Source organism: Mycoplana rhizolycopersici (assembly GCF_013378445.1).
Classification (GTDB): domain Bacteria; phylum Pseudomonadota; class Alphaproteobacteria; order Rhizobiales; family Rhizobiaceae; genus Mycoplana; species Mycoplana rhizolycopersici.
On record NZ_JABXYK010000009.1, the window covers coordinates 108,837 to 120,797 of the forward strand.

Annotated in this window: 11 protein-coding genes; 9 read left to right on the forward strand and 2 right to left on the reverse strand. The window is 63.9% G+C overall.

Going from position 1 to position 11,961, the window contains the following annotated elements; genetic code table 11:
* Positions 1 to 12 precede the first annotated feature (12 nt).
* From HV823_RS15820 to HV823_RS15845, 6 genes are all read left to right on the forward strand, one after another.
* On the forward strand, positions 13 to 1,557 hold the full coding sequence (locus HV823_RS15820) for a pilus assembly protein N-terminal domain-containing protein (RefSeq protein ID WP_176950694.1): 1,545 nt from the start codon (positions 13 to 15) through the stop codon (positions 1,555 to 1,557).
* Positions 1,558 to 1,618: 61 nt separating this feature from the next.
* Positions 1,619 to 2,269, forward strand: coding sequence for a CpaD family pilus assembly protein (locus HV823_RS15825; protein WP_176950813.1), 651 nt, complete (start codon positions 1,619 to 1,621; stop codon positions 2,267 to 2,269).
* A 30-nt stretch (positions 2,270 to 2,299) separates the two neighbouring features.
* The gene (locus HV823_RS15830) at positions 2,300 to 3,589 is read left to right on the forward strand and encodes a CpaE/TadZ family protein (protein ID WP_176950695.1); all 1,290 of its coding nucleotides are present in this window, start codon (positions 2,300 to 2,302) and stop codon (positions 3,587 to 3,589) included.
* 37 nt (positions 3,590 to 3,626) lie between these two features.
* Positions 3,627 to 5,096 carry a TadA family conjugal transfer-associated ATPase gene (locus HV823_RS15835; protein ID WP_176950696.1) on the forward strand — a complete coding sequence of 490 codons (1,470 nt, stop codon included), beginning with the start codon at positions 3,627 to 3,629 and terminating at the stop codon, positions 5,094 to 5,096.
* An 11-nt stretch (positions 5,097 to 5,107) separates the two neighbouring features.
* Positions 5,108 to 6,118 (forward strand): type II secretion system F family protein, encoded by a 1,011-nt coding sequence (locus HV823_RS15840; RefSeq protein WP_176950697.1) that lies wholly within the window; start codon positions 5,108 to 5,110, stop codon positions 6,116 to 6,118.
* Positions 6,119 to 6,127: 9 nt separating this feature from the next.
* A complete protein-coding gene (locus HV823_RS15845; protein ID WP_176950698.1) occupies positions 6,128 to 7,111 on the forward strand; it encodes a type II secretion system F family protein in 984 nt (327 codons plus the stop codon).
* A 160-nt stretch (positions 7,112 to 7,271) separates the two neighbouring features.
* On the opposite strand, the gene HV823_RS15850 is transcribed toward HV823_RS15845, so the two are convergent.
* Entirely contained in the window at positions 7,272 to 8,090 is an 819-nt protein-coding gene (locus HV823_RS15850) for a tetratricopeptide repeat protein (RefSeq protein ID WP_176950699.1), read from the reverse strand.
* Positions 8,091 to 8,224: 134 nt separating this feature from the next.
* Between HV823_RS15850 and HV823_RS15855 the strand changes: the two genes are divergently transcribed.
* The 3 genes from HV823_RS15855 to HV823_RS15865 all read left to right on the forward strand — a co-directional run bounded on the left by HV823_RS15855 (position 8,225) and on the right by HV823_RS15865 (position 10,947).
* Positions 8,225 to 9,616 (forward strand): leucyl aminopeptidase family protein, encoded by a 1,392-nt coding sequence (locus HV823_RS15855; protein WP_176950700.1) that lies wholly within the window; start codon positions 8,225 to 8,227, stop codon positions 9,614 to 9,616.
* 118 nt (positions 9,617 to 9,734) lie between these two features.
* Positions 9,735 to 10,085 carry a MarR family winged helix-turn-helix transcriptional regulator gene (locus tag HV823_RS15860; protein WP_176950701.1) on the forward strand — a complete coding sequence of 117 codons (351 nt, stop codon included), beginning with the start codon at positions 9,735 to 9,737 and terminating at the stop codon, positions 10,083 to 10,085.
* Positions 10,086 to 10,092: 7 nt separating this feature from the next.
* Positions 10,093 to 10,947: a C40 family peptidase gene (locus HV823_RS15865; protein WP_176950702.1), complete on the forward strand. Its 855-nt coding sequence runs from the start codon at positions 10,093 to 10,095 to the stop codon at positions 10,945 to 10,947.
* A 29-nt stretch (positions 10,948 to 10,976) separates the two neighbouring features.
* On the opposite strand, the gene HV823_RS15870 is transcribed toward HV823_RS15865, so the two are convergent.
* Complete coding sequence (locus tag HV823_RS15870; protein WP_176950703.1) at positions 10,977 to 11,936, reverse strand: NAD(P)-dependent oxidoreductase; 960 nt, start codon at positions 11,934 to 11,936, stop codon at positions 10,977 to 10,979.
* Between the last annotated feature and the right edge of the window lie 25 nt (positions 11,937 to 11,961).

The window sequence follows — 11,961 nt, forward strand, 5'->3', positions numbered from 1 at the left end:
CAGGAGCGCAACGTGCGTGGAATCGGGAAGAAATTTCGGGCTTCGGTTGCCGGTGGGCTGAGCTTCTGCCTCGCCTTGTCGGGCATGCCCGCAGCGATGTTCGACGGGGCGGCAGGCAGGGCGGAAGCGGCTTCCGCCTCGATCGTCCGCATCGCCAATGCCGGACCTGGGGCGCGCAAATCGCTGAAGCTCGGCCTCAACAAGGCCATCGTCGTCGATCTTCCGACCGATGCGCACGACATTCTGGTGGCCGACCCCATGAAGGCGGATGCAGTGACGCGGACCTCGCGCCGCATCTACATCTTCGGCAAGGAGATCGGACAGACGAACGTCTTCATCTTCGGACCGAATGGCGAAGAGATCGTCAGCCTGGACCTCGCCGTCGAGCGGGACATCTCCGGGCTCGAGGCGCATCTTCGCCGCTTCATCCCGGATTCCGACATTTCCGTCGAGATCATCTCCGACAACATCGTGCTGACAGGCACCGTGCGAACCCCGCAGGACGCGCTGCAGGCAGCACGCCTCGCCGACGTCTTCCTGACGGGCGGTGAAGCGACAACGCGAACCGTAACCGCCCAGGGCAACAACGGCGACGCTGCCATCTTCGGCGAAGATCGGCAGAAGTCGCAGGTCGTCAACATGCTCAAGATCGACGGCGAGGACCAGGTCACGCTGAAGATCACCGTGGCCGAAGTCAGCCGCCAGGTGCTGAAGCAGCTCGGTTTCAACGGCTCCGTGACCGGCAGCGACGGCGGCATCTCCTTCCGCAATCCCACCAATCTCGGCGGCGCGATCGACTGGGCGACCAGCGGCGCGCTCACCGGAACGATCGGCGGAACCGCAATCGCAAGCTATATCAGCGCGATGGAGCAGGCCGGTGTGATGCGCACGCTGGCCGAACCGAGCCTTACGGCCATTTCCGGCGAACAGGCAAAGTTCTATGTCGGCGGCGACTTCAAGGTGCTCAGCGAGCAGAGCATCAAGGCAAACGAGGATACCGGCGCGCCCGAAGTCGCCCGCACCTATGACACCGTCGACTACGGCATCCGCCTGAACTTCAGGCCGGTCGTGCTGTCCGCGGGGCGCATCAGCCTCAAGGTCGAGACTGAAGTTTCCGAGCCGACACTGGAAGGCTCGGCATCGCTGATCGGGCAGAAGGCCATTCCGGGCGCCACCGCGCTCGGCATTCGCCGCAGGCAGGCATCGACCAGCGTCGAGCTGCCCTCGGGCGGTTCGATCGTCATCGCAGGTCTTGTCCGCGACGACATCCGCCAGGCGATGTCCGGCTATCCGGGCCTCTCGAAGATCCCGATCTTCGGCACCCTGTTCCGCTCCAAGGATTTCGTCCGCAACGAGACGGAAATGGTGATCATCGCGACGCCCTACCTGGTTCGCCCGGTCGCCAGAACCGCCCTGAACAAGCCCGACGACAATTTCAACCCGACGAACGACGCCGCAAGCTTCTTCCTCGGTCGCGTCAACCAGATCTACGGCCGCAAGGAAGCAGGTGTGCCCGCCGGCACATACAATGGCTCCGTCGGCTTCATCTACAAGTGAGCGGGGCACGAACATGACCGAACGCACCCGCTTCCACGACCCTGTCGAAAGGCACCGCCTCATGCCGATCTCCCGCCTCGTCACGGCCTCTCTCCTCCTCTCGGCGGCAATGCTGGCCGGTTGCGCGTCCAAGGACGCGACGGCGACCGGGTCGATCCCGGACGACTACCGCACGCGCCATCCGATCGTGCTGACCGAAGCCGAACACACTCTTGACGTGCCTGTGGCCTCCGGGGACCGCTCGCTGACGCTTGCCATGCGCGATAACATTCGCGGCTTTGCACAGGACTATGAGGCGAAATCGAAGGGGACGGTGCAGATCATGGTTCCGCAGGGGTCGCACAATGCGGGCGCTGCAGCATCGCTTCGCAAGGAGATCCGCGCCACGCTCGTGAAGGAAGGCATTCCCAGCAAGCGCATCATCGAAACGTCCTACAGCGCTGCGGGACAGGGGGATGCGGCGCCGATCCGGCTGGCCTTCATTTCCACCACGGCGAAGACGAACACTTGCGGCCAGTGGCCGGAGGACCTGACGCTGAACACGATGGAAAACAGGCAATACTACAATTTCGGCTGCGCGAGCCAGGCCAACCTGGCCGCCCAGATCGCCAATCCGATGGACCTCGTCGGTCCGCGCGGCATGACGCCCATCGACGCGGAACGCCGAGGCACGGTGATCCAGGACTATCGCGACTACGGAATGAGCGAGTGACGGCGAGCGAACAGTGACGGGGCCTTGAAGATGACGAGCATCCAGTACAGCATCGACGCGGCACACGCTGCGGCAGCCGGCCCTGACGAAGGCCCGGGCGCCGGCGAGCTCGACAACCTGCGCCCGCTGCCGCGCATATCGATCCATGCCTTTTGCGAAAGCGAAGGCATGTTCCAGGCGATGGAGCGCTGCGCGAGCGACCGGCGGATGTCGAAGGTAAGCTTCCGCATCAACAACGGCAGCATCCAGGCGGCGGTCAACATGTTCTCCGCCGCCCCAACGCCGAATCTGATCATACTGGAGGCCTCGGCCCCGCCGTCCGCGCTGATGGGCGAACTGGCTCCGCTCGCCGAGGTTTGCGATCCCAGCACCAAGGTCATCGTCGTCGGCCACCACAACGACATCACGCTCTACCGCGAGATGATCCGCAACGGCATTTCGGAATATCTCGTCGCGCCCGTGTCCATGGCCGACGTTCTGAACGCGGTCGCCGCCATCTTCGTCGATCCCGAGGCCGAGCCGCTCGGCCGCACGATCGCCTTCATCGGCGCCAAGGGCGGCGTCGGCTCGTCCACCATCGCGCACAATTGCGCCTGGGACATCTCGAACCTGTTCTCGACGGAAGTGGTGCTGGCCGACCTCGACCTGCCCTACGGCACGGCCAACATCAACTTCGACCAGGATCCGGCGCAGGGCATGGCGGAAGCCGTCTATACGCCGGAGCGGCTGGACGAGGTGTTTCTCGACCGCCTGCTCGCCAAGTGCTCCGATCATCTGTCGCTGCTCGCCGCGCCGTCCATGCTCGACCGTGCCTACGATCTGGAGCGCGGATCGTTCCAGCCGATGATGGAGGTGCTCCAGAGAAGCGCGCCGGTGAACGTGCTTGACGTTCCGCATGCCTGGTCGGAATGGACGCGCACGCTTCTGTCGGAGGTCGACGAAGTGATCGTGACGGCGGTGCCTGATCTGGCAAACCTGCGCAATGCGAAGAACATGTTCGACGCCTTGAAAAAGCTTCGGCCCAACGACCGGCCACCGCATCTGATCCTCAATCAGGTCGGCATGCCGAAGCGGCCGGAGATCGCGCCCAACGACTTCTGCGAAGCCATCGAGACGCAGCCGATCGCGATCATTCCGTTCGATGCCCAGCTGTTCGGCGCGGCAGCCAACAGCGGACGGATGATCGCGGAAATGGACAAGAAGTCGCCGGCGGCCGAGACCTTCTCGCAGATCGCCCATGTGGTGACGGGGCGAGCCACCGTGAAGAAGCCCAAGAAGGGCGGGCTGGGCAAGATGCTGGGGATGCTCGGCCGGAAGTGAACGGGCCAGAGCCTTGACGAGAACTGGATGACACGGAATGTTCGGTAGACGCGGAAACGAAGGCAGTGGAAAGGGCGGCGGCTTTGCCGGCCATGCGCCGCAGGCCGGCTCGATGCCTCCACCGGTGGCGCTGGCGCCGCAGCCTACGGCCGAACCCGTCCGCGAGACGATCGCCGTCGCGCCGGCACATCAACCCTCGCCGATCGCCCGCAAGCGCTTGCCGCGCACAGAAGACTACTACGATACAAAGTCGCAGGTCTTCTCGGCCCTGATCGACACGATCGACCTGTCGCAGCTCGCCAAACTCGACGCCGAGAGCGCGCGCGAGGAAATCCGCGACATCGTCAACGACATCATCACCATCAAGAACTTCGCGATGTCGATCTCCGAGCAGGAAGAACTGCTCGACGACATCTGCAACGACGTTCTGGGTTATGGTCCGCTGGAACCGTTGCTCGCACGCGACGACATCGCCGACATCATGGTCAACGGTGCCGGCAAGACCTACATCGAAGTGAGCGGCAAGGTGCAGGAATCGGAGATCCGCTTCCGCGACAACGCGCAGTTGCTCTCGATCTGCCAGCGAATCGTCAGCCAGGTCGGACGCCGGGTCGATGAATCGAGCCCGATCTGCGACGCCCGCCTTCCCGACGGCTCGCGCGTCAACGTTATCGCTCCGCCGCTTGCCATCGACGGCACGGCACTGACGATCCGAAAGTTCAAGAAGGACAAGCTGACGCTCGATCAGCTCGTGAAGTTCGGCTCGATCACGCCGGAGGGGTCGACCCTGCTGCAGATCATCGGCCGTGTCCGCTGCAACATCGTGATCTCCGGCGGTACCGGCTCGGGCAAGACGACGCTTCTAAACTGCATGACGCGTTACATCGAAACCGACGAGCGCGTTATCACCTGCGAGGACTCGGCCGAACTCCAGCTCCAGCAGCCACATGTGGTGCGCCTGGAAACCCGCCCGCCGAACATCGAGGGCGAGGGCGAGATCACCATGCGCGATCTCATCAAGAACTGCCTGCGTATGCGACCCGAACGGATCATCGTCGGCGAAGTGCGTGGCCCGGAGGTGTTCGACCTGCTGCAGGCGATGAACACCGGTCACGACGGTTCGATGGGAACGATCCACGCCAACTCGCCGCGCGAGTGCTTGAGCCGTATGGAATCGATGATTGCGATGGGCGGCTACACGCTCCCCGCAAAGACCGTGCGCGAAATCATCGCCGGCTCGGTGGACGTCGTCATCCAGGCCACGCGCCTGCGCGACGGCACACGCCGCATTACCCACATTACCGAGGTGGTGGGCATGGAAGGCGACGTCATCGTCACGCAGGACCTGATGCGCTTCGAGATCGAGGGAGAAGATGCCAACGGCCGGATTATCGGCCGCCATGTCGGCACCGGCATCGGCAAACCGCACTTCTGGGATCGCGCACGCTATTTCAACGAGGAGCGGCGCCTGGCGGCAACGCTCGACCAGATGCAGAAACCTGACTGACCGAGGGGCAGATGTTCGGACTTGATCCCACCATCGTCGCGATCGTCGCCCTGGCGGCGCTGGCCGCCGGCGCGCTCGGCTATGGCCTGCTGTTCTCGCGAATCGAGACGGAAAAGAAGGCCGAGAGCCGGGTCAACCGGGTCAAGTCCGCCGAAACGGACCAGAACAAGGTCAGGGCGGCCCGCGAGCGCATGCAGGAAATGTCCAAGCGCCGCAAGTCGGTGCAGGACTCGCTGAAAGACCTGGAGAAGAAGCAGCAGGAGCGCAACAAGAAGGCAGCGCCGACCCTCAAGGCAAAGCTGTCGCAGGCTGGCCTCAGCCTCACGCCGACCCAGTTCATTCTGATCGGCCTCGCCTTCGGCCTGTTCATGGCGTTCGCCTCGCTGGTGGCCGGCGCGCCGCCGGTCATTTCCGCAGGCCTATTCGTCATCGCGGGCCTGGGCGTGCCGCGCTGGGTTCTCAACTTCATCGTCAAGCGGCGCATGAACAAGTTCCTCGAAGAGTTTCCGAACTCGCTGGACGTCATGGTGCGCTCGATCAAGTCGGGCCTGCCGCTGACGGACGCTCTCCGACTTATTGCCGCCGAAGGACAGGACCCGGTGAAATCCGAGTTCCGTCGCGTCGTCGAATCCCAGCAGATGGGCCTGAGCATCCCGGAAGCCTGCGCACGCATGTACACGCACATCCCGCTTCAGGAAGTCAACTTTTTCTCGATCGTCATCGCCATCCAGAGCCAGGCCGGCGGAAACCTGTCGGAGGCGCTGAGCAACCTGTCGAAAGTCCTTCGCGAACGGCGGAAGATGAGGGCCAAGGTCTCGGCCATGTCGATGGAGGCGAAGGCGTCTGCGGCGATCATCGGTGCCCTGCCCCTGATCGTCATGCTGCTCGTCTACCTGACGACGCCCGAATACATGATGATCCTCTTCACTGATCCGCGTGGCCACCTGATCCTCGGATGCTCCGCGGTCTGGATGTCGATCGGCATTCTGATGATGCGCAACATGATCAATTTCGACATCTGAGGAAAAGCGATGAAGGATCTGGCAGCGACCCTCACCAATCCTGACCTGCTCTTGCCGGTCTTCGTCGCACTCGCGGTGCTCGCCACCTTCTATTCGCTCGCCGCACCTTATTTCGAGCGCGGTGACCTCGACAAGCGGATGAAGTCGGTGGCGCTGGAGCGTGACCAGATCCGCGCACGGGAACGGGCGCGGCTGAACTCCGAAGGGGGCCAGACCAAGGGTTCGCTGCGCGCTCAACAAAACGGCTCGGTGCGCCAGGTCGTGGAAAAGCTGAACCTGCGTCAGGCACTGGTGGACACGGGCACGGTCAACCGCCTGCGCCAGGCAGGCTACCGCTCGCAGAACGCGCTCAACATCTTCCTGTTTGCGCGCTTCGTCCTGCCGTTCATCTTCTTCGCGGTCGGCGCATTCTATATCTTCTACCTCGGCTATCTCGGCGACAAGCCGATGACCATCCGGCTTGTTGCTTCGATTGGCTCCGCCTATCTCGGCTTCTATGCGCCCAACATCTATATCTCGAACCGCATCAGCAAGCGTCAGCTCTCGATCAAGCGGGCATGGCCGGACGCGCTAGACCTGCTGCTCATCTGCGTCGAATCGGGCGTCTCGATGGAAGTGGCGTTGCGGCGCGTGGCGGACGAAATCGCCATGGCCTCACCGGAACTGGCCGAAGAACTGGTCCTGACGACCGCGGAACTTTCCTTCCTGCAGGACCGTCGTGTCGCCTATGAAAACCTCGGCACACGTACCGGCCTCGACATCGTCAAGGCCGTCATGCAGGCGCTCATCCAGGCCGAACGCTATGGCACGCCGATCGCGCAGGCGCTGCGCGTGCTCGCGCAGGAAAGCCGTGACACGCGCATGAACGAGGCCGAGAAGAAGGCCGCCGCGCTGCCACCCAAGCTGACGGTGCCGATGATCGTATTCTTCCTGCCGGTGCTGATCGCAGTCATTCTCGGCCCTGCCGGCATTCAGGTCGCCGACAACTTCTGACCGCCGGCCAAGCAACGGCCGTGCCCCGCCCCCGAAGAAGGGTCGGGGAGCGACGATTCCGGACTGAAGAGCGTTCGCCCGAGGCCAGAAAAAGCGTCGCGACGCCGCCAGCCCCGATCAAGGACAGGCGAGCGTCGGCGCAGGCGGCGGCAATCTCAGTTCAGTTGGTGTTGTTGTCGTCGTTCTGGGCGAGTTGCTTCCAGGAGTTCTGCTGGGAAAGCATGCTGCGAAGGTAGGCGACGTTTGCCTCGGCCTGTTCGGCGCTCAGTTCCTGCCGCGCGATCTGCTCCGCCTCGGCGAAGCGACCCTGCAGACCGATGGCGAGCGCGAGGTTCTGCCGGACGCTGGAATCGGCGCCGGGCTGCTGCGCGGCCGAACGCAGATAGGTTTCGGCCGTGCGAAGGTCGCGGGCGAGAAGATAGGACATGCCGAGATTGGACATGACCGACGGCTCGTTGGGCTTGAGGTCGAGCGCTTCGCGGTAGCGAGCGCGCGCCTCGTCGGAGCGGCCCAACTGGTCGAGGATTGCCCCTTCGGCCGACTTCAGCCGCCAGTCCGGCCGGTCAGGCGTCTGGGCGCGCTGGATCGTGCCCAGCGCCTGCTGGAGTTGGCCGGCCGCCGCCTGCGACTTTCCGTAGGCTGCCAGCACTTCGCGGTCACTCGAATGGAAGATGGCCACCTGCTGCATGACGGCGAGCGACTGATCGTTCCTTCCGGTCATGCGCAAGAGGTTTGCGTAGTTCAGGCCGGCCTGACGGTCCTTCGGGTTCTTCTCGTAGGCCTTGCCTACGCTCTCCGCCGCCCGGCTCAACTCGCTGGCGTTCATCTCCGTGATCGGCTTCGACATTTTCGGAATCGAGCCGGTCGTCATCTTGCTTGTGCCGGTCGAGCACCCCGCAAGGGTGACCGTGACCAGGGCAGTGGCCGTCAAAAGGACGAATTTTCGGCAAGACGTTTTTGCGTTGACGAAGCAAAGCATGAAAGATCCCCAGAGCGTCTCCTGCAGCGCGAAGGGAAAGAATCACGCCGCAATCCTCACTCCAGCAATATTCTGTTAACCCTAACAGAACGTTAATTCGCCGATTCCCGGACCTACCGCAAAGGCTCTGCCCCATGGCCCCGTACCAGTTCATCGAACGCCCTTCCCCCTTCAACACGCGCGGCGGCAAGACGCTTCCGATCTTCGCGATCACACCGGCCCACATCGAGACGGGGACGATCGACCCGATCGCGCTGGATTGGGCGAGAAAGGCGGGCTTCAGGGCCGAGTCCGGTTCACTCCTCCTCATTCCCACCGAGGACGGCCATCTGGGCGGCGCGCTGTTCGGCCTGGGCAAGACGCCCTCCGAGGCACCCTTCCTGACGGGCAAGCTGGCGCGGACGCTTCCGGCCGGAGACTGGCATATCGAGACGGCGCCGTTGACGGCGAACCGGCTTTCCCTCGGCTATGGTCTCGGCAGCTACCGGTTCGAGCGCTATCGCGGCGCGACCAAGGACGCGCCGACGCTGCTGATCCCCGGCGATGCGGATGCGGCCGACATCAGGCGTCAGCTTGCCGGGGTGTTCCTGGCGCGCGACCTCATCAACACGCCGACCAACGACATGGGCCCGGAAGCGCTGGAAGACGTCTTCCGGGCGCTCGGCGAGCACTACAAGGCCAAGGTCTCGGTGATAAAGGGCGACGATCTCCTGACGGAGAACTTCCCGCTGATCCACACCGTCGGCAGGGCTTCGGCGGAAGCCCCGCGGCTGCTCGAGATGCGCTGGGGCAAGAAGGGCCATCGCAAGGTCACGCTTGTGGGCAAGGGCGTCTGCTTCGATACGGGCGGGCTCGACATCAAGCCGGCATCGTCGATGCTGCTGATGAAGAAGGACCTGGGCGGGGCGGCAAACGTCATGGGTCTGGCGCTGATGATCATGGACGCCAAGCTGAAGATCGACCTGCGCGTGCTGGTTCCGGCTGTCGAAAACTCGATCTCGGCAAATGCCTTCCGGCCGGGCGACATCTATCGCAGCCGCAAGGGACTGACGGTGCAGATCGACAACACCGACGCCGAGGGCCGGCTGATCCTTGCCGACGCGCTCGCGCTCGCCGACGAGGACGAGCCGGACCTTCTGATCGACATGGCAACGCTGACGGGCGCTGCCCGCGTGGCACTCGGTCCCGATCTTCCGCCCTTCTTCACCGACGACGGAGATCTGGCCGCGGACCTCGCCGAGGCCAGCCTCTTTGTGGACGATCCGCTGTGGCGCATGCCGCTCTACATGGGCTACGACAAGGACGTATCCGCGCGGATAGCAGACCTGACGAACGCGCCGGCAGGCGGCATGGCAGGCGCCATCACCGCGGCCCTGTTCCTCAAGCGGTTCGTCACGCGTACCAAGAGCTGGGCGCATTTCGACATCTACGGCTGGGCACCGACCGAACGGCCGCATTCGCCGGTCGGCGGGGAAGCACAGGCAATTCGCGCGCTCTATCATCATTTGAGAATGTCAGCCGGCTAAGTAAATTTCCTTTGGCACAACGAATGCGATGCCCCGGATTGCGGGGCCTCGCATGCCTTGCAAATCTTCACCGATACGGTAGCGTAACGAAGTCTGCGTCGATCGATCGGGAAACACCTTGCCATTGGAACTCTCCGCCTCACAGGCGCTCGGCCTCTGGCATGCGGTCTCTTTCGGTCAGGTCAAGCTCGACGGACGCGACCTGACACTGAGACAGATGGCGATCCTGCTGGAGATCTATCTCGTACCGCCGCCGCATACCGTTCGCGGGCTGGCCGCCAAGCTCGGCGTCACCAAGCCCGTCATCACGCGCGCGCTGGACACGATGGGCGACATGGGGTTCGTGACGCGCGAACGCGACGAACGCGACCGCCGCAACGTCGTCATCAAGCGCACCGTGGACGGGGCGCTCTACCTTGAGAAGCTGTGCGACCTGATCATCGACCAGGGCCGTGCTCTGAAACCATGAGGCCATGATGAAAAGCCTTCCAGACCGGCGCCTGAACGCCTATCGCAGTGATCTCGCAGACGACGCGTTGCGCGGCATTGTCGAGGCGCCGCGTTACGTAGCCGGAACTGCGGGGAATGTTTCGGCTCCCGTCGTCGCCTTGCGACCGCGGCCGGACGTGGCGGCAGGCATCGATTCCGAGCTTCTTTTCGGCGAGACACTGAGGGTGCTGGACCGCGCCGGCGGCTGGGCATGGGTGAAGGCCGATTTCGACGGCTACGTCGGCTATGTCCCAGAGACGGATATCTCGAACGCCGGGGCGCCCGCCACCCACGTCGTCGCCGTTCCACGGACTTTCGCCTATACCGGTGCGGACCTGCGCACACCTGCGGCATTTGCTCTGTCTGTCGGCAGCCGGTTGACCGTGACCGGCGCGACCGAGACGCGCGGCACACGCTATCTGACGCTCGCCGGCGGCCAGTCGGTCGTCGCCTCCCATTGCGCGCCGGCGGGCCAACCGATTACCGACGACTACGTATCGATCGCCCTGCGCTTTCTGGAAACGCCTTATCTCTGGGGCGGGCGCAGCGGCTTCGGCATCGATTGCTCGGCTCTCGTCCAGCTTTCCATGATGATGGCCGGGCTGCGGGCGCCGCGTGATTCAGACATGCAGGCGAACGGTCTCGGCGTAACGATCGACCGGGCGGAACTTCGGCGCGGCGACCTCGTGTTCTGGAAGGGACACGTGGCGATCATGGAAGATACAGAGACGATCGTCCATGCGAACGGCAATACGATGAGCGTGGCGCGCGAGCGGCTGGACAGTGCCATCGAGCGGATCGGCTGGCTCTATCAGCAGCCGACGGGCTATCGCCGGCCGTAGGCCGCGCGCAGACCCGGCGAGAGAACGGATCAATAGCCGCTCGACCGATCGACGAGATGCTGGAGCGGCTCGCCGTTCTCATGACGGGCGATCTGCTGCTCCACATGGGCAAAGAGCGCCCTGACATCGGAAGCTGCGGCCGCATGCGGGGTGACGAACACCTTGCCGTGGTTCCATAGCCGGCTCTGAAGCGGCAGGGGCTCGGTTTCAAAGACGTCGAGTGACGCCCCCGCGAGCGTACCGGCATCGAGCGCGGCCAGGATATCGGCCTCAACCTGGCTGCCGCCGCGGCCGGCATTGACGAAGAACGGTCCGCCGAGCGGCCCGTTCCGGCGCAGCTTCGAAAAGAGCGCCGCATTGAAGATGCCGCGGGTGTCTGCGGTCAACGGCAGCAGGCCCACGAGGATGTCCGTGCGGGCAAGAAACGCGTCTTGTCCGGCAGCGTCGAACGTCTCCACGCCATCGACGACCTTCTTCCGGCGCGACCAGCCGATGACGTCGAAGCCCATCGTCTTGAGCTTACTGGCCGCATCCATGCCAAGCACCCCCATCCCCATGATGCCGACCGTCACATCGGCGGCCTCGGGCTGGTCGAGCTCATGCCAGACGCGCTTTTCGCTCTGCGTCTCATAGGCCTTGAACTGCCGCAGGTGCAGCAGGCACTGCAGGACCACCCATTCGCTCATGCGGTTCGTCAGGCTCGGATCAACGAAGCGAACGAGAGGAATGTCCGGCAGGCCGGGAACCGTCAGCAGGTGGTCCACGCCGGCACCACCCGAAAAGATCGCCTCCAGGCCTCGCGCCCTTGAGAACAGGTCGGGCGACGGCTTCCAGACCACCGCATAGCCGGCATCGGAAAGGTCGCGTGACCTGTTGGCGGGCAATCCGAGATCGATCACCTCACGGCCGGCGAAGGCACCCTTCAGTGCCGATGCGACCTGCTCGCGATCGAATTTCAGGTCGATGATGACGGGGCTTTTCTCTGACACGGCGATCCTGCATGAAAATGGAAGG

Excerpts from the sequence above, each read along its gene's own strand:
- HV823_RS15840 (WP_176950697.1), top strand. The coding sequence starts at position 5,108 with ATGTTCGGACTTGATCCCACCATCGTCGCGATCGTCGCCCTGGCGGCG.
- HV823_RS15850 (WP_176950699.1), bottom strand. The coding sequence starts at position 8,090 with ATGCTTTGCTTCGTCAACGCAAAAACGTCTTGCCGAAAATTCGTCCTT.
- HV823_RS15830 (WP_176950695.1), top strand. The coding sequence starts at position 2,300 with ATGACGAGCATCCAGTACAGCATCGACGCGGCACACGCTGCGGCAGCC.
- HV823_RS15845 (WP_176950698.1), top strand. The coding sequence starts at position 6,128 with ATGAAGGATCTGGCAGCGACCCTCACCAATCCTGACCTGCTCTTGCCG.
- HV823_RS15825 (WP_176950813.1), top strand. The coding sequence starts at position 1,619 with ATGCCGATCTCCCGCCTCGTCACGGCCTCTCTCCTCCTCTCGGCGGCA.
- HV823_RS15855 (WP_176950700.1), top strand. The coding sequence starts at position 8,225 with ATGGCCCCGTACCAGTTCATCGAACGCCCTTCCCCCTTCAACACGCGC.
- HV823_RS15835 (WP_176950696.1), top strand. The coding sequence starts at position 3,627 with ATGTTCGGTAGACGCGGAAACGAAGGCAGTGGAAAGGGCGGCGGCTTT.
- HV823_RS15865 (WP_176950702.1), top strand. The coding sequence starts at position 10,093 with ATGAAAAGCCTTCCAGACCGGCGCCTGAACGCCTATCGCAGTGATCTC.